Genomic DNA, 16,991 nt, shown 5'->3' on the forward strand with positions numbered 1-16,991 from the left:
TTACATTTCAAACAATTGAAAACGAGGGAAGCGGAATTACTTTCAATGGTCTAAATACCTTTACCCTTAACGCACTTGGTCTTTATCATGTAGTATGGAATGTAAACTTAGCATTAAATAGTGGTGCAAGTGCTTTTGCTTTTCTTCAAAACGGAGTATCTGGAGTCTCAGCAATGGGAAATGCAGCAACCGTAGGAGGGAATATGGGAGGTGGCGCTATCATTCGTGTGTTCGGACCGCCCATTCCAATTGCATTACAAAATAGGTCTGCGGCAATTAGAACGATCGTGCCTACAAATGGTTCTTCTGCTGCAAGTATACGTATTGTTAGATATTCAGATGGTTAAATCCGTGGAAATGTAAAAATGACTTATCATTATCTGATAAGATACTTAGATTTGCATGAAAAAGCCCCCTAAAAGTAGACAGTTTTATGATTTCAACTGTCTACTTTTAGGGGGCATATCATTCTGTACATCAACCTTTTTTATGACTCCCTCTATTCCTTCTCCTCTAGCCACGCTTCATAGGACTTACGTGGCATCGCATATGTTTCTCCAATATTTCCGTAGTATAAACCAGCTAATCGCCCTACAGGTTGTAGTTGGTCCGTGTTAATTTTCCCATCCGTCAGCAAGTCATCTTGTACATGGAACTGGACGATTTCACCAACGATAAAGTCTGAATTCGGAGCGTCAGCTGTCCCACCCATTGGAATGATTTGATGCAGTTTACATTCTAATTGAACTTTACTCTCTCGAATGCGTGGCACTTTCACCACTTCACTCGGTTCTAGCGTAAATCCAGCCGCCTCTACCTCACTCACATCGCTTGGGAATTCGGTAGCGGTCTCATTTACCATAGTCACGTTGGTTTCATCGACCACATGAACGACAAATTCACCATTTAACCGGATATTGCTAGCGGTATCTTTTTGAATATTTCCCGGCTTGCGATTAACGGTAAAGCCGATCATAGGAGGATTGGTACTTACGGCTGTATAGAAGCTAAAAGGAGCCGCATTTACGATCCCCTCTTGATTGATAGAGGTAACAAATGCGATCGGTCGAGGTAATACACTACCAATCATCAATTTATAATTGTCTTTCTGGGTTAATTGTTTAGGATCGAGTCGCAATCCTCATTCCTCCTTACGATTTTCGATTCCATGACAACATATACTCTGTATCTTCGGTCTCTAACGCAGATTCGGCTATTTTTAGAGGACGGAAGGTATCGATCATGACTGCCAACTCTTCCGTTCTAGTCTTACCAATTGAGCCTTCTACTTTACCGGGATGAGGTCCGTGTGGAATCCCACTTGGATGTAGAGTAATAGACCCTTCTTGGATCCCATTGCGGCTCATAAAATTCCCCCGCACATAGTACAAAACCTCATCACTCTCTACATTGCTATGGTAATAAGGAGCTGGGACGGCTTCTGGATGGTAATCATACATACGTGGTACAAAGGAACAGATTACAAAGTTTGGTCCTGCAAATGTCTGATGAACAGGTGGTGGTTGATGGATCGAACCTGTAATCGGTTCGAAATCATGAATGCTAAATGCCCACGGATGAAGGTAACCGTCCCATCCTACAACATCCAATGGATGAAAATCGTACGTATAGCCGTGTAACTGATTTCTCGCTTTTACCCGGACTTCATAGCTACCTTTGCTTTCATAAGCCACTAATTGAGTCGGAATCCGGATATCTCGCTCACAAAACGGACTGTGTTCGGCTAGCTGTCCATATTCATTGCGATAGCGCCTCGGAATCGTAATCTCGCCTGTGGTTTCTACTACCAACATGCGAATCGGATATGTATCTGCTACTACTCGATACGTCGTACCAATTGGAATCACCAAATAGTCACCTTGCTGAAACGGTAGCTCTCCGAAGATCGTTTCTAACTTTCCACTTCCCTCGTGGATAAAAAGGACCTCATCCCCATCTGCATTCCGATAGAAATAATCCATCGGTTCAGATGCATACACGGTTGAAATAGCACAATCCTCGTTTGCTAACGAGTACACCCTTCCATCGATGCAATCTCCCTTTGCCTCATGTCGAAAGGTAAAGAAATGTCGATGTCGATTCGCTCCCTCTTCTTCGAGGGTAACAATCCAATCACGAATCTTACGGTACTGGCTCACTTGAGTAGGTGGATTCACATGATATAAGATGGATTGGATTCCAGAAAAGCCTTTCGTTCCCATCACTTGCTCATGATAAAGGCTTCCATCTGGTTGGCGAAATTGAATATGTCTCTTATGTGGTAATTTCCCTAATTGATGATAAAACGGCATAACACCACTTCCTTCCACAATGGTCTGATAGAAAGATTAGTCAATTTTATCTTATCAGATTAGTAAAGTATTTTACACCAATGATAGTGACTGATAAAAAGAGGATGCCACTAAAATAAGTAGCATCCTCTCTGTATTACTCAATTAATTTATAAAAAATTCCAATTTGCAAAATCGACAAACCATCCAAATAGGCTAAATAGCTCCATCGCAAAAAAGACAATCGAAATAATGGAAATGATAAATAGAATCAGGACCCAAATTTTAAGGTTTTTTCCCTTTTTAAATAACATCATAACACCCAAGACAATCAAAACTACTAGTGAAATCAAAAAACCTAAACCAGAGAAGAGAATTCCTCCTAGTGTATCCCAGGGCACAAATTATCACCTCCTGTTGTCATGCATTTCATACCACTTTTAGCGGAATGATAAACGTTTATTTGTTTTACTCGATACCTACATAAATAGAACCTATATTGTCGGAAAGGTTTATGCTATTTTTGCTATCCTTTTTGGTAAGGGAGGTCATACGAATGGATTTACTGAAAAACATGAATGCATCTCTCCAGTATATAGAAGAGAATCTTACTCAAGAGATCGATTTTAAAGAAATAGCGAGGATCGCTCTGTGCTCCGAGTATCATTTTAAAAGAATGTTCTCTTTTCTTGCTGGTGTTTCCTTATCCGAATACATTCGCAGGAGACGGCTTACGCTTGCGGCCTTCGAGCTTCAGAATCGAACCTCACGTATTATCGACATTGCTATTAAATACGGGTATAGCTCACCTGATTCATTTAGCAGAGCCTTTCACAGCTTACACGGAATCCCTCCATCTGAGGCTAGAAATCAGGCACCAAGTTTAAAGGCTTATCCACGAATGACCTTTCAATTAACGATTCAAGGAGGAGCAGAAATGAATTATCGAATAGAAGAGAAAGAGTCATTTCGTATCATTGGGATTCAGAAGAGAGTTCCGATTGTTTTCCAAGGGGAGAATCCTGAGATTACCGCTATGTGGAAATCGCTAAATATGGAGATGATTCATCAGTTAATGGAGTTATCTGATATTGAGCCTAAAGGAATGATTCAGTCATCAACGAACTTTTCAGACGGTCGTATGGAGGAACAAGGGGAACTCGATCATTATATAGGGGTAGCAACCACAGGAGAAGGCTTAGAGGGCTTTGACAAACTAGAGGTTCTTGCTTCAACTTGGGCTGTGTTTGAGACGGTTGGACCCTTTCCACAGACACTGCAGGAAACGTGGGGACGTATTTATTCGGAGTGGTTTCCATCTTCTCATTATCAACAAGCAGAGGGTCCTGAAATGTTATCAATTAAAAATAAGGACTTAACTTCGCCAAGTGTATTGTGTGAAATTTGGATTCCGGTTTCAAGAAAAGTTCATATTGATTAATGAATTAGCTATTGGAGCAATCCCGAGGCAAGTGTATCGAGCCACTGCCCCTATTCTGTTCCTGTTTATTGGTTACTTAAGGCTTCTGGTATATTCGTTAAAACAAAGAGTAACCAACTTTACGTGTAATCGAAGTTGGTTACTCTTTATTTTTATTTATATATGGACTCTTTTTGTTTTAGTTTGAAGTTCGTTCATTCATTAAAACTTAGTTGCTGCTTCTTTCGCTTCAGCGAGGCCTTTTTGTAAGATCGCATCCGCTTGGTCAGGAAGAGCACTATGACCTTCCATGGCGATATGTTGGTAATCTTCGATACCCATGAAGGCGGTAATAGCGCGAAGGTAACGATCTCCGAACTCTAATTCTTTGGCAGGACCTTCGCTGTACATGCCGCCACGGGCTTGGATATGAAGCGCTTTTTTACCTTTTAATAAACCTTCCGGACCTGTTGCTGTATAGCGGAATGTTTTACCTGCAATCGATACGGTATCGATGTATGCTTTCAGACGTGCTGGAAGACTAAGGTTCCATAGTGGAGTAACAAATACATACTTGTCCGCGTCTACAAATTGATCCACTAACTCGCTCATCCGTTTTGCTTTTGCTGCTTCATCAGCAGTTAATTCGATTCCTTGAGCACCTTTACCCCAGCTAGATAGCACATCTTCATCAATGTAAGGAATTTCTTCTTTATAGATATCAAGAATCGTGACTTCATCTTGAGGATTATTTGCTTTATATTCAGTAAGAAATGCTTCCCCAGCCTGTGAGCTGAAAGATGCGGATGTTGGTTTTGGATTAGCCGTAATATATAATACTTTTGCCACTTGTGTAGCCCCCTAATGTTAAATAACTTACTTTATGTTAGTATATTACTATATTCAACATACATATGTCAAGTATGTGTTTTGTTAGTATTCCTACCGCAAAATAAACTTATTCACAATGATTGTGTCCCCAAGCCATCTAGTATTCCTAGAGACTAATATTTAGCCCCACGAAAAAACCGAGGTCTATACTAATAGTAGTATAACCCCGGCTTCTTTTTCATTTAATAAAATTAACCAATCTTAGTCATATTTAACAAGAGAATAAACCTCTACATCTCCTAGCTTCTCACGACCATTTAGATACATTAACTCAATCCAAAATGCTGCTCCAACAGGCTCTCCGCCTAATTGGCGAACAAGATCAAGAGTTGCGCTAATCGTTCCACCTGTTGCTAGCAAGTCATCTGCAATCAAAACTTTTTGTCCTGGTTGAATGGCGTCTTTATGCATCGTTAAAATATCTTTTCCATATTCCAAGTCATATTTTGCCTCAATGATCTCACCAGGGAGCTTGCCTTTTTTTCGAACAGGCACAAACCCAGCACCGAGAGCAAGTGCAAGTGGTGCTCCAACGACGAATCCACGAGCTTCAGGGCCTAGTACGAGATCGATTTCCATCCCTTTATAATGCTTTGCTAGCTCTTCAATAGCCGCTCGGTATGCTTCGCCATCTTTTAATAAAGTAGTAATATCCTTAAAGCGAATCCCTTCTGAAGGGAAATCTGGGATCACACGAATTTTGTCTTTGAAGTCCATTATGGGTATCCTCCTGATTATAATCCAGAAAACATCTGACATATCTCTTTATAAGAGCTATATACTAATGTCTGAAGAACTTCCTCTTTCTCCAGTTGTTGTCGATAAGTCAACGAATCGGTTAAAGGTCGTTTGGAAGGGCTTTCTACTATCTGGATCACTCCACTATTATTTTGTAAGAACTGTAATTCCTCGAACACTTGAATCATAAAGGAAAGTGTTCGTTTTGACAATCCTGTTCTTTTTGTCAGAGATGGATATGATTTCAATAAAGAAAACGGCTTTTTTCCGTACAATAAATTGTATAACTGTTTGAATTGTTCGCGTGAAGGAACAGCTAACAAATTTTGGTCAAAGTCACGATCTCCAAAAATAAAATAGACACGTTCGATATGCTGAATCTGATTGAGATGATTCCGCCAAATTTCCATAGACGGCGGGGGATCGATCCAAGCGATCTGGGTATATTGAGCGAGTGATTCCTCCGCTCCTCTAGCGCAATCTTCCCATGAGAGAAAGGAGTATGCGTTGTCGCCCGCTGAAAACTGATGCCCAATCAATAGGACGGGCTTGTCACGCAATTTATTCAGGTGCTCACCTTTATGATTACTACGCCAATCAAAAATCTGTCTCTCATGTACAGCAAGATCCTTACAAATTAACTGCGGGGTACGCCGACCATTCCATTCATTAATTTGTAATTCACCAACCACATGGATTTTGCTGGTTGGAACCAACTCTTCTGCTAATTCTGCTTTGCGAAATGCAAGTGCATCCATGAAGATACGGTCCATCTGAAGAGTCAATTTAAGATGATTTTTATCCGCACCAATGGTTTGAATCTTCGCGATGGAAGAATCTTTTAACAGAAAGCTGGGCGTTGCATTACCCATGCCATATGGCTCTAACAAAGCTAACTGTTCCAACATCGATAGCTCCACTTGATCAATCGTTAATTCATCATCAATATGTGTCAGAGGAATATAATCTTCCACTTGCAGAGTCTCCTGTGCAACACCGGACAATTTAACATGGAAAGCAGGAATATCTGCAATCTTGAGCGACATACCCGCTGCCATATAGTGTCCCCCAAATTGTGGGAGGTACTCCTTACAGGCAGTCAGAGACTCATATAGATCGAATCCAGCGATACTTCTGGCTGATCCTTTGGCTATCCCTGTTTCTTCATCACACCCTAATACGATCACAGGTCGATAGTATTTCTCCACAAGTCTAGAGGCGACAATCCCAATCACACCTACATTCCAGCCGGGCCTAGCGACGACGATCACATGCTGGTAACGGTCTAGGTCTTGCTCCACCATCGCGATCGCTTGTTCTGTAATTTCTTCTACGATCTGCTGGCGTTCTTGGTTCATCTCTTGTAGCTTTTCTGCTAGATCCTGTGCTTCACTTAGATCGTCTGTTGTTAACAGCTCAACAGCCTGTCCTGCGGAATCTAAGCGGCCACTCGCATTGATTCGAGGTCCTAGAAAAAAGCCTACATGGCCCGCAGTAGCTTGTTTATCAACACCCGCTACATCCATTAATGCAGAAAGCCCTTTATTGGTACGTTCGTTTAAACGTTCTAATCCATATGTAGCCAGTACTCGGTTCTCATCTACCAATGGAACCAGATCCGCGATGGTACCAATAGCAACTAGATCCATCCACTCGGTGGGAATTCTATCTAACAAGGCAGTAGCCAGTTTAAAAGCAACACCGACTCCAGCCAGCGATTTAAACGGATATGTACAATTTGGTTTCTTTGGGTTGATCACCGCGACTGCTTCTGGTAATTCAGGAGGCGGTTCATGATGATCTGTAATAATCAGGTCTAAGCCGATTTCACGGGCAAATGCTGCCTCTTTCGTAGCACTGATCCCCGTGTCAACGGTAACCACTAAATCATAACCACGTTCTTTGGCTTCCTTGAGAGCTTCTTGGTTGAGACCATAGCCCTCTCGAAAACGATTCGGGATATAGTAATCAACTTGCTGTGTCAGAGTACGAAACACATTTAATAATAAGCTTGTACTACTCACACCGTCCGCATCATAATCGCCATAAATAAGGATCTTTTCTTGTTGGGTCAGCGCAAAGCGGATTCGTTCAACCGCTTCCTTCATGCCATCTAATTGGTAGGGATCATGTAAATAATCCATAGAAGGACGTAAAAACTTCTGAGCTGTTTCGATATCGGTTTGCCCACGACGAATCAACAACCTAGCAATCGTCGGATGAACGGACAAGCCTTCCGCCAACCTCTGGATTTCTTGTGGATCAGCTTCCACAGGAATCCATCTCGTCTTTGAACGAATCATAAAAAACCGTTCACCTCTCTTCGCGGTATGATTATAGCACAAAGAAAGAGAAAACGGTGGTTCATTCCTTATTTTTCTGCAAAATTTTGCCATCGAATGGGTTTATATGTACAAATACATCTTCTACATGATCAAAACGGTCTACCAATGTTCGTTTTACCTGTTTCCCAATCCGATGCCCTTCTTCAACCGTAATATGAGGATCTACCGAAATTTTTACGTCTACAATCACATAATGACCATGTTGACGAGCACGTAAGTTATCAATATCTAGAACACCCCTTACTTCTCGAACCGCATCAATTAATTCCTGCGCCTCTTTCGGAAGTAGTACAGGGTCTAGTAAATTATAAATCGCTTCGCGAGCTAATCGGTAGGCCATCCAGAAGACAAATAAGGAGACTCCCATACCCGCAATCGGGTCAAGATAGACTAACTCGGGAACACCGATATACCGACTTAGCACCGCTCCTAGTATCCCCACTAAAGCCGCAATGGTGGCAAACACATCAGCTCGATGTTCGAGAGCATGCGCTACTGTGGCTTGACTATTTTGACGTTTTCCCACTCGATAGGTATAACGATATAACATCTCTTTTACTAAGATCGATAGAAAGGCGACAATCGCAGCTGAAATGCCCGGGGGCTCTAATTTATCAAATAATGCTTGGAAGGAGCCTCGAGCAATCTCTACTCCCACCATAGCCAACAACACAGCTACGATAAAAGAAGCAACTATCTCTGCTTTACCGTGCCCATACGGATGTTCAGGGTCTGGAGGACGTTTCGCTACGCGGATTCCAAAATAAACAGCAAGAGAGCCAACCAAATCTGCCGCTGAATGAGCCGCTTCAGCGATCAGAGCACGACTATTAGCTAGAAAGCCGACTGTGCCCTTTACTACGGTCAATAAGATATTAAAAAATATCCCAATCCATGCCGCTCGATTGATCTCTTGAAATCGTTGATCACCCATAGTTGCTCCTCCAGAAATAAGACCGCAGATTCATTCTCCGCGGTCTTTTCCTTCATTGTATGGAAACAATGATGTTCTTATTCAGTTGTAGGCGATAATTTTGGCTCGTCTTTTCCAGCCTTCACCGAACGCCATTTCCAAATCACCCAAATTTGAGAAGCGATAAAGATCGAAGAATACGCTCCTGCAAATAAACCTACCACGAGAGCAAGGGAGAAGTTACGAATTCCCTCTCCACCCAGTAAGAACAATGATAAAGCGCCAAATAATACAGTAAGAACCGTATTAATGGATCGAACCAAAGTTTGTTGGATACTTAGATTTACCATACCAGATAGTTGTTCCCACGTCTTCGGTTGTAGCTTCTCTTCATTTTCACGAATCCGGTCAAAGACCACAATCGTATCGTTCATGGAATAACCAATGATGGTTAGGATAGCAGCGATAAAGAATAGGTCGACTTCAATCTGGAACAGAGAGAAGAACGTGATAATGAGGAAAGCATCGTACAACAACGTAACTACCGTTGCCATCGCAAACCGATACTCAAAACGGAATGCAACATAGATTCCAATAAATGCACAAGCAATCAGTATACCAATAATAGCGTTACGTGCTAGTTCACGTCCGATAATCGGGTCTACTTTCTGCTCTTGTACAGTTACATTCACACCAAATTCTTTTGATAAATCTCCTTTGAGTTTATCAATTTTCGGTTTATCTAAAATATTGTCCGTACGGAAAACGACAACTTGCTTTTGATCCCCAGCAGCACGTGCATTAGGATGCTTAAAGCCATTTTGTTCTAAGACGCTTTTTGCTTTTTCCACATCAACGTTTTGCTTTACCGTAAAATCTAGGCGTGTACCACTCACAAAATCAACGCCTAGATTTAATCCTTGGACAAAGAGGGAGCCAATCCCGATTAAAACAATGATGAGAGAGGCTAGTAGGAACGGTTTGCGGAATCGAACAAAATCAAATTTATAGTTCACCAATCTCATCCTCCTTCACACGGAACAGCACAGGATTCTTGACTAGATTTGAGTTGATTAAGAGTGACATCAACCAACGAGACAATCCTACTGCGGTCACGAAGCTACACAAGATCCCGACGATCAATGCTACTGAGAAACCTTTTACCCCAGCAGTACCAAAAGCAAATAAGACAGCACCCGCTAAGATCGTCGTAAAGTTCGCATCAAAAATCGTTAAGAATGAACGCTTGGAGCCTGCTTTCAACGCACTCTTCAATGTACGTCCCACACGTAATTCCTCACGAACACGCTCTGACATAATAATGTTGGCATCTACCGCCATCCCAATCCCTAGGATAAAGGCGGCAATCCCAGGTAAGGTAAGAGTTACTTTTAAGAAAGCGAAGATAACCAAGTTTAGGTACGTGTATGCGATGAGTGTGGTAACCGCTACAAGACCTGGTAGACGATAGAAACCAATGACAAAGATAAAGATCATGAGAACGGAAAGTCCGCCCGCTATTAAGGTATCCCTCATCGATTGATGACCCAAGCTCGCATCAACAGCAAAACTTTGAACTTCTTGAAGCTTAATAGGAAGAGCTCCTGCATTGAGAAGACTAGCTAATTCCTTTGCCTCTTCTGGAGTCTTTTGTCCACTGATGGTTGCTTTTCCACCACTGATTACAGTTTGAATGACAGGATTACTCAGTTCTTTTTCGTCCAAATAGATCGGTAATGGTTGACCTATGTATTTCTTCGTAATCTCTTCAAATTTCTTGTCATCTTTAAATTCAATGGCAACAACAGGTTTATTGTATTCATCAAAGCTTAATTTCGCACTACCTGGTTTTAGGTCAGCGCCCTTAATAACAGCTGTTTTTCCTGTTGGTTCACGAAACGTTAATTCAGCCTGTTTTCCTAAGAGTTCCCGGGCCTTCGCAGGATCCTTCACCCCTGCTAATTGCACCCGAATTCGATTATTTCCTTCAATCGAAATCTCAGGTTCAGAAACCCCCAGTACGTTAATCCGTCGTTCAAGCGCATTTGCTACATCAAGGAGAATGGCTCTATCTACTTTTTGATCTTTGGGTGCTTCATATAAAACCTCAAAGCCTCCCTGCAAGTCCAATCCCTTTGTAATCTTGTTCCACACTGGCAGAGCGGTCGTACCAGCAAGAGCGAGGATCGCCACGACGATGATGATAAAAATCGCTACTTTTCCTTTTTTGACCTTCATGGACTGTCCTCCTTATTCCATTACCATACCAAGTCCTATTATCCCAACTGAAGCCCTGCGAGTCAATTACCACAAATAAAGCCACCAGCAGGGCTGATGACCTTCAAGACTTTACTCACTCTTATAGATATTATGTAGCATTAACCAGTTCATAAAGCGGCTCGCTTTTAAAGACATAATATCGTTCACTAAGCGGTTCAGTCTCGGGGTGCCCTGACGATGTTCATCTGAAACACAAGCCCATATTTGTTCGGGTGTCACATTCTCATATCCATATAAATGAAACTCAGATGCTTTACTTCTACAAAGATCTTCAAGACATTCATCTAATTCATCTGATGTTAAATGCTCAATTTCATCTTCTTCGAAATCATACTCTTGTTCAGGTAAAGCTAGCATCGACATCGTATCCCTCCAATCTTACTCATTCGACATCTTTTGAATGTATCAATTCTGCATGAAGAACCTTCTTTCCTCCTATCTACGAAAAACAGTCATGAGCCTATCGGACAAGGCATAACTTGTACTAAAACGTAGTGGACGGAAGAAGGGAGTTAACATGCACAAACAGAGCTTCCTCGCTGGCACCCTCATCCTGGTGGGTGCTGGATTTGTAACGAAAATTCTTGGCTTTATCTATCGAATTGCTTTATCTCGTCTGATCGGGGACGAAGGAATGGGGCTTTTTCAACTTGCTTTTCCGATTTTAATCTTCGCGGTTGTCATCACTTCTGCTGGAATCCCCGTTGCGATCTCAAAGCTAGTATCCGAAGCTGAGGCAAAAAATGAAGAGCACAAGATCCCACACATCATCATTGTAGCAGGGATTGTAGTAGGAATCACCAGTACAATCGTTACCAGCTTAGTATTTGTCTTTGCCCCGATCCTAGCAAAAACCCTATTAACGGATCCTAGGACACTCTATGCTCTTATGGGGATTACTCCCATCATCCCCGTAATCGCCATATCCAGCATCTTCCGCGGCTATTTCCAAGGCCGACAAAATATGAGCCCTTACGCACTTTCACAAATCATCGAGCAAGTAGTGAGAATCTTTACAGTTCTTATATTGGCTAAATATTTGCTACCTTATGGGGTTGAATATGCCGCTTCTGGAGCAATGATTGGAATGGTAATCGGTGAATTTACAGGGATGTTATACATCTATTATCGATACCGCAAAGATCCAAAGCGTCCTATTTTACGCCAAATATGGAAGAGACGTAAAAACCAGAAGGACGAGAAAAATATTGTGAGTCGATTCAACACGATAGCCGATTTCTTTCGGATCGCCGTTCCCGTTACGTTGAGCAGGACCATTGGCTCCCTTACCTATGCAGTAGAACCGATCATCGTATCACAAAGTTTAGCCATTGCTGGGATCGCCGCAGCCACCTCTACCGCCCTATACGGACAACTAGAGGGAATGGCGCTACCGTTAGTCTTCTTTCCCGCTTTTATCACCTATGCCTTAACGGTCTCCCTCGTTCCAGCTGTGAGCGAGGCAGCAGCACAAAAAAATACCACTTTAATCGAGCGGCGACTCCAACAAGCGATCCGGCTTTCTTTGATTATCGGTGCTCCATGTACCATGTTGGTCTATGTGTTAGCAGAGCCACTCGCTACCTTACTCTATCATCAACCAAGTGTTGGTCAAATGATTCAGATCATGGCACCCATTTCGTTATTCCACTACTTACAAGGTCCCTTTGCTGCTGTGCTTCAAGGGTTGGACAAAGCAAATATCGCCATGCGGAATTCCATTATCGGTGCTGTCATTAAAATGGTCTTTATCTGGCTCCTCGCTACTAGGCCGTCACTTGGCATTATGGGTGTGGCCATCGCTATCAATATTGGCATATTCGTTGTAACCTGCCTGCATTTTCTTAGCATCATCAAATTCGTTCCCTACATGATTAATGCTAGGGAACTGTTAAAACTTAGTATCAGCATTGGTGGAATGGGACTCGTCTGCTATTACTTAGGAACCCAGGCGCATAGTCCCTTATTACAACGCGTTTTATTAACCATCTTGTGTGGATTCGGAATCTATCTCATTTGCCTCGTTCTCTTTTCCTTAATTCGAAAAGATGACGTGTCTCGTCTCCCCTATATAGGGGCTTGGGTGTCTCGATTTCTCCCACGATAAATAAAACATGCCTTTGCTTAAAATGATTCCTTTCATCTTAGGCAAAGGCATTATGTATCTCTTAAATCGATATAGATATTTCCATATTGATCGACACTTGCATAAAACACATTTTTAAAATCTTTTACTCCCTTTTTTCGTAATTCTTGCTTGAGCCATATATGATTATATCCTGATTCCTGTAGTTCTTGTTCCTGCACCCTTCCCTCGATGATAACAGGGATTGGCATGCGAAATGGGCGTAACTTGGAGCCATCAGGTTGCACATCTCCCTTGGTTAGTCGGGCCTTTTCCGTCTTAGGAAACACACTTAATTTCCCTGAAGTCTCTAATATGGCAATCTCAACATCCGATACATCAGGGATATCTTTTTCACGTAATTGCATCAATAAGTCATCTAGATTATATCTTGATTTAGACATCATAGAATCAATAATTTTCCCATCTCTGACTATGACAGCTGGCTCTCCTTCAATCAGATTGCGTGCTTTGCGACTCTTGAGCAACAAGTATGACATCCCAATTTGTAATAAAACCAGAGCGAGTATCGGTACAATGGCATCCACGAGTGGCCGCTCGATGTCATCTAGTACGATCGCACTCAAGTCAGCAATCATAAATGATACGATTAAATCAAAGATTGATAATTTCCCAATCTCTCTTTTACCCATTAGTCTCATCATAAGGAAAAGAAAGATATAGATGAAGCTGGTTCGTAGTACTGACATCCAAAGCACGCCATTTCCTCCTTTCCAGGCTTATTCTAGTATTGGTCTATTGACAGTCCTGTTGTTATTTTGACCGTAAGTTGATTTTTTATGATCTCGAAATCTCTATTATAAAATCATATATTAATGGACTTGCTCATAAGTTGTACCAAAGATGAGGAGAAAGGAGAGGTATCCTTTATGAAAACAACCATCTTTCATTCCAACCGAACTGGCCTAAATTCTCCATGGATTATAGGTCAAAGTGTCATTTGGTCATCTGTACTTATTCTTTCTCTCGGTACAGCCGTCATACTACGCTACACGGACCTCCAAACAAGTAGCTTATCCTGGATTACCTTCCTGATCAACGCTAGTTCGATTTTTACAGGCGGTTTGATCTCTGGAAAACGAACGGAGCGAAATGGCTGGATTATGGGGGGAATTCAAGGCATTCTTTATACGCTCATACTGATGATAATTGGATTTCTCGCCTTTGATACCGCATTACGGGTAGAGCCGTTGGTCTTTGGAATATGCTCGTTTGGACTCGGTGCATTAGGCGGGATGATAGGGATTAACCTAGCCAAAAAATAAAAAAGCTATTTCTCTCCTTTGATCGGAGAAAATAGCTTTTTTATTTTTTATTTCTCTTCTTTTGTCTCTTCAGTCGTGGAAGCTACTACTTCTTCTTTTTCTTCTGTTTTAGCAGGAGCATCAACAATTTTCTTCTCATTGATCGCAGCACGTTCAAAAACAAGACGAGTGTTATCGTTTACTTTAATGGTAATGGTTTGATCATTTAATTCAACGATCGTACCATGAAGCCCACCAATCGTTACCACTTTGTCTCCCTTTTTCAAAGAAGAGATCATTTCGTTACGTTGTTTACGATTCTTATTTTGGGGACGAATGAGCAAGAAGTAGAAAATCGCGATTAACAAGACAGGGAAAATAAATGCTTGGTATTGTTGCATGGATATTCCTCCTAAATGGTGTTCAATCTAAAATTTTTGGACCGGATTTAAGGTACCATAGTACTTCATCATAAATTCATCACGAAAATCGAGCAGACGATCCTCCATGATGGCTTGACGAACTTGATGCATCAAGTTAAGTAGGAAATACAGATTATGGTACGTTGTCAATCGAAGCCCAAACGTCTCATCTGCCTTAATAAGATGACGCAGATAGGCACGAGAATAGTTACGACAAGTGTAACAATCACAATTGGGATCTAATGGACCAAAGTCACGCGTAAATTTGGCATTCCGCACAACAAGGCGACCTTCGCTGGTCATCGTAGTCCCGTTTCTCGCGATTCGAGTTGGTAAGACACAGTCAAACATGTCAATTCCCAGAATAGCCCCTTCAATCAGAGCTTCAGGTGAACCGACTCCCATTAGATAGCGAGGTTTGTCCTTAGGCAGAAGCGGTGTTGTATACCCAAGGATCTCAAACATCATCTCATGTGGTTCTCCTACGCTTAACCCGCCGACCGCATAGCCTGGCAAATCCAAGTCTACTAATTGGCGGGCACTCTCTTCACGAAGCTCACGGTATTCGCCTCCTTGCACAATCCCGAATAACGCTTGATCCTCTGGACGACCGTGGGCTTCTTTACATCTCTTTAGCCACCGATAGGTACGTTCAGTGGAGTTTTTCACGTATTCATACTCAGCTGGATAGGGTGGACACTCATCAAATGCCATAATAATATCCGCACCCAGAGCATTTTGAATCTCCATCGCTTTCTCAGGAGATAAGAACAGCTTCTCACCACTTAAATGGGAGCGAAACTGAACCCCTTCCTCGGTAATCTTACGCAAATCACCTAGGCTAAAAACTTGAAATCCACCGCTATCGGTCAGAATCGGACGATCCCAGTTCATGAACTTATGTAATCCACCCGCTTCTTTTACAATCTCATGACCTGGTCGAATAAATAAATGGTATGTATTACTCAAGATAATCTGTGCATCCATCTCTTTTAACTCTTCTGGACTCATTGTTTTTACCGTCGCCAGTGTACCTACTGGCATGAAAATCGGGGTTTCAATGACACCATGTGGAGTATGAAGCCTTCCGAGTCGTGCACCAGACTGCTTACATTGCTTCAATAGTTCATAACGTACAGCCAATATTCTAGTTCCTTCCTAACTTATTATCCATTATAACGAAAAAACCTTTGCCACTGCCAATATTATAGAAGACAAGTCATCATATAATCAACATCGCATCTCCAAAACTAAAGAACCTATATTGCTCCTGCACTGCTACTTCATAAGCATGAAGCAAGATATCCCGACTGCTAAAAGCGCTTCCCAGCATCAATAGAGTAGATTGTGGTAAGTGAAAATTCGTCAATAACCCATCTACTACCTGAAACTCATATCCCGGATAGATAAAGATATCCGTCCATCCACTACAAGCTTGCACCTCTGACGCAAACCTTCCCGCAATCGTCTCCAAGGTACGAATCGAAGTCGTTCCAACGGCAACCACTCGTTTTCCTGCTTTTTTTGCTTCTCTTATAGTGGATGCTGTCTCTTCGGTCATCTCATAATACTCTGCATGCATCTGATGCTCTTCGATTTTATCCACCGTGACAGGTCGAAATGTACCTAATCCCACATGAAGGGTGACAAAAGCAACTTGTACCCCTTTTTCGCGAATCGCAGACAAAATCTCATCTGTAAAATGAAGCCCTGCTGTTGGAGCGGCCGCAGAGCCTATCGAACGAGAAAAGACTGTCTGATAACGTTCCGGATCATCTAACTGTTCATGGATATAAGGGGGCAGGGGCATCTCGCCTAATTGTGTAAACAGGGATTCTATATCGTCTACTTGGTACTCTAAACGAAACACACGCCCCCCTGCAACTTCGGTCGACTCCTCCGCAACAGCTCGCAGTTCTCCATTACCAAATTGGATAACTGACCCTTCCTTCACCCTCTTAGCTGGCTTCACGAGGGCTTCCCAGCGGTCTCCGCCCATCGGTTGGAGCAATAAAAGCTCAATCTTCGCTCCTGTATCTACTTTCGTCCCAATGAGACGTGCAGGTCGAACTCGGCTATCGTTTAGGACCAGTACATCTCCTGCTTCAAGGTAATTCACAACCTCAGGAAATTGCGTATGCGTTAGCTCCCCTGACTTGCGGTTTACGATCATTAACCGAGAAGCGGTTCGATCGGTTAAGGGAGTTTGTGCGATTAGTTCTTTGGGTAACTCAAATGAAAAATCTGCTACGTTCATGTATGCTCACTCCAAAATGTCATTACAAAAATACAAAATCAAGG

18 protein-coding genes are annotated in these 16,991 nt (G+C 42.2%); 4 read left to right on the forward strand and 14 right to left on the reverse strand.

The features are described 5' to 3' along the window. Positions 1-173: 173 nt before the first annotated feature. Positions 174-347: a hypothetical protein gene (locus J2Z48_RS08220; RefSeq protein WP_307252553.1), complete on the forward strand. Its 174-nt coding sequence runs from the start codon at positions 174-176 to the stop codon at positions 345-347. Between the two features lie 152 nt (positions 348-499). Here the strand turns inward: J2Z48_RS08220 and J2Z48_RS08225 are convergent, their stop codons facing one another. The 3 genes from J2Z48_RS08225 to J2Z48_RS08235 all read right to left on the reverse strand — a co-directional run bounded on the left by J2Z48_RS08225 (position 500) and on the right by J2Z48_RS08235 (position 2,692). Continuing rightward, positions 500-1,138: a flavin reductase family protein gene (locus J2Z48_RS08225; protein WP_307252555.1), complete on the reverse strand. Its 639-nt coding sequence runs from the start codon at positions 1,136-1,138 to the stop codon at positions 500-502. Between the two features lie 13 nt (positions 1,139-1,151). Then, the gene (locus tag J2Z48_RS08230; protein ID WP_307252556.1) at positions 1,152-2,312 is read right to left on the reverse strand and encodes a homogentisate 1,2-dioxygenase; all 1,161 of its coding nucleotides are present in this window, start codon (positions 2,310-2,312) and stop codon (positions 1,152-1,154) included. Between the two features lie 149 nt (positions 2,313-2,461). After that, entirely contained in the window at positions 2,462-2,692 is a 231-nt protein-coding gene (locus J2Z48_RS08235) for a hypothetical protein (RefSeq protein WP_307252559.1), read from the reverse strand. A gap of 155 nt (positions 2,693-2,847) precedes the next feature. Here J2Z48_RS08235 and J2Z48_RS08240 point away from each other — a divergent pair, with 155 nt between their 5' ends. Beyond that, positions 2,848-3,732, forward strand: coding sequence for an AraC family transcriptional regulator (locus tag J2Z48_RS08240; RefSeq protein ID WP_307252562.1), 885 nt, complete (start codon positions 2,848-2,850; stop codon positions 3,730-3,732). A 201-nt stretch (positions 3,733-3,933) separates the two neighbouring features. Here the strand turns inward: J2Z48_RS08240 and J2Z48_RS08245 are convergent, their stop codons facing one another. From J2Z48_RS08245 to J2Z48_RS08275, 7 genes are all read right to left on the reverse strand, one after another. Beyond that, positions 3,934-4,560: an FMN-dependent NADH-azoreductase gene (locus tag J2Z48_RS08245; RefSeq protein WP_307252564.1), complete on the reverse strand. Its 627-nt coding sequence runs from the start codon at positions 4,558-4,560 to the stop codon at positions 3,934-3,936. A 243-nt stretch (positions 4,561-4,803) separates the two neighbouring features. Then, a complete protein-coding gene (locus tag J2Z48_RS08250; protein ID WP_307252567.1) occupies positions 4,804-5,319 on the reverse strand; it encodes an adenine phosphoribosyltransferase in 516 nt (171 codons plus the stop codon). Positions 5,320-5,336: 17 nt separating this feature from the next. Continuing rightward, the gene (gene recJ / locus J2Z48_RS08255; RefSeq protein WP_307252569.1) at positions 5,337-7,643 is read right to left on the reverse strand and encodes a single-stranded-DNA-specific exonuclease RecJ; all 2,307 of its coding nucleotides are present in this window, start codon (positions 7,641-7,643) and stop codon (positions 5,337-5,339) included. A 61-nt stretch (positions 7,644-7,704) separates the two neighbouring features. Beyond that, positions 7,705-8,619, reverse strand: coding sequence for a cation diffusion facilitator family transporter (locus J2Z48_RS08260; RefSeq protein ID WP_131849314.1), 915 nt, complete (start codon positions 8,617-8,619; stop codon positions 7,705-7,707). 77 nt (positions 8,620-8,696) lie between these two features. Beyond that, complete coding sequence (gene secF, locus J2Z48_RS08265) at positions 8,697-9,614, reverse strand: protein translocase subunit SecF (protein WP_307252574.1); 918 nt, start codon at positions 9,612-9,614, stop codon at positions 8,697-8,699. Next, the gene (secD, locus tag J2Z48_RS08270) at positions 9,604-10,836 is read right to left on the reverse strand and encodes a protein translocase subunit SecD (protein ID WP_307252576.1); all 1,233 of its coding nucleotides are present in this window, start codon (positions 10,834-10,836) and stop codon (positions 9,604-9,606) included. The genes secF and secD overlap by 11 nt, the downstream gene beginning before the upstream one ends. Positions 10,837-10,947: 111 nt before the next feature. Continuing rightward, on the reverse strand, positions 10,948-11,241 hold the full coding sequence (locus J2Z48_RS08275) for a post-transcriptional regulator (protein WP_307252578.1): 294 nt from the start codon (positions 11,239-11,241) through the stop codon (positions 10,948-10,950). Between the two features lie 154 nt (positions 11,242-11,395). On the opposite strand from J2Z48_RS08275, the gene spoVB reads away from it, so the two are divergent. Beyond that, positions 11,396-12,985, forward strand: coding sequence for a stage V sporulation protein B (spoVB, locus tag J2Z48_RS08280; RefSeq protein WP_307252581.1), 1,590 nt, complete (start codon positions 11,396-11,398; stop codon positions 12,983-12,985). A gap of 50 nt (positions 12,986-13,035) precedes the next feature. Here spoVB and J2Z48_RS08285 read toward each other — a convergent pair whose 3' ends face one another. Then, a complete protein-coding gene (locus tag J2Z48_RS08285; RefSeq protein ID WP_307252687.1) occupies positions 13,036-13,713 on the reverse strand; it encodes a DUF421 domain-containing protein in 678 nt (225 codons plus the stop codon). Positions 13,714-13,893: 180 nt separating this feature from the next. On the opposite strand from J2Z48_RS08285, the gene J2Z48_RS08290 reads away from it, so the two are divergent. Continuing rightward, the gene (locus J2Z48_RS08290) at positions 13,894-14,289 is read left to right on the forward strand and encodes a TIGR04086 family membrane protein (RefSeq protein WP_307252583.1); all 396 of its coding nucleotides are present in this window, start codon (positions 13,894-13,896) and stop codon (positions 14,287-14,289) included. Between the two features lie 47 nt (positions 14,290-14,336). Here the strand turns inward: J2Z48_RS08290 and yajC are convergent, their stop codons facing one another. From yajC to queA, 3 genes are all read right to left on the reverse strand, one after another. Continuing rightward, positions 14,337-14,669, reverse strand: coding sequence for a preprotein translocase subunit YajC (yajC, locus tag J2Z48_RS08295; protein WP_307252585.1), 333 nt, complete (start codon positions 14,667-14,669; stop codon positions 14,337-14,339). Between the two features lie 27 nt (positions 14,670-14,696). Further along, positions 14,697-15,836 carry a tRNA guanosine(34) transglycosylase Tgt gene (gene tgt, locus J2Z48_RS08300; protein ID WP_307252688.1) on the reverse strand — a complete coding sequence of 380 codons (1,140 nt, stop codon included), beginning with the start codon at positions 15,834-15,836 and terminating at the stop codon, positions 14,697-14,699. A gap of 76 nt (positions 15,837-15,912) precedes the next feature. Continuing rightward, positions 15,913-16,947 (reverse strand): tRNA preQ1(34) S-adenosylmethionine ribosyltransferase-isomerase QueA, encoded by a 1,035-nt coding sequence (gene queA, locus J2Z48_RS08305; protein ID WP_307252587.1) that lies wholly within the window; start codon positions 16,945-16,947, stop codon positions 15,913-15,915. Positions 16,948-16,991: the final 44 nt, after the last annotated feature.

Source organism: Croceifilum oryzae (genome assembly GCF_030814315.1).
Classification (GTDB): Bacteria; Bacillota; Bacilli; order Thermoactinomycetales; family Thermoactinomycetaceae; genus Baia; species Baia oryzae.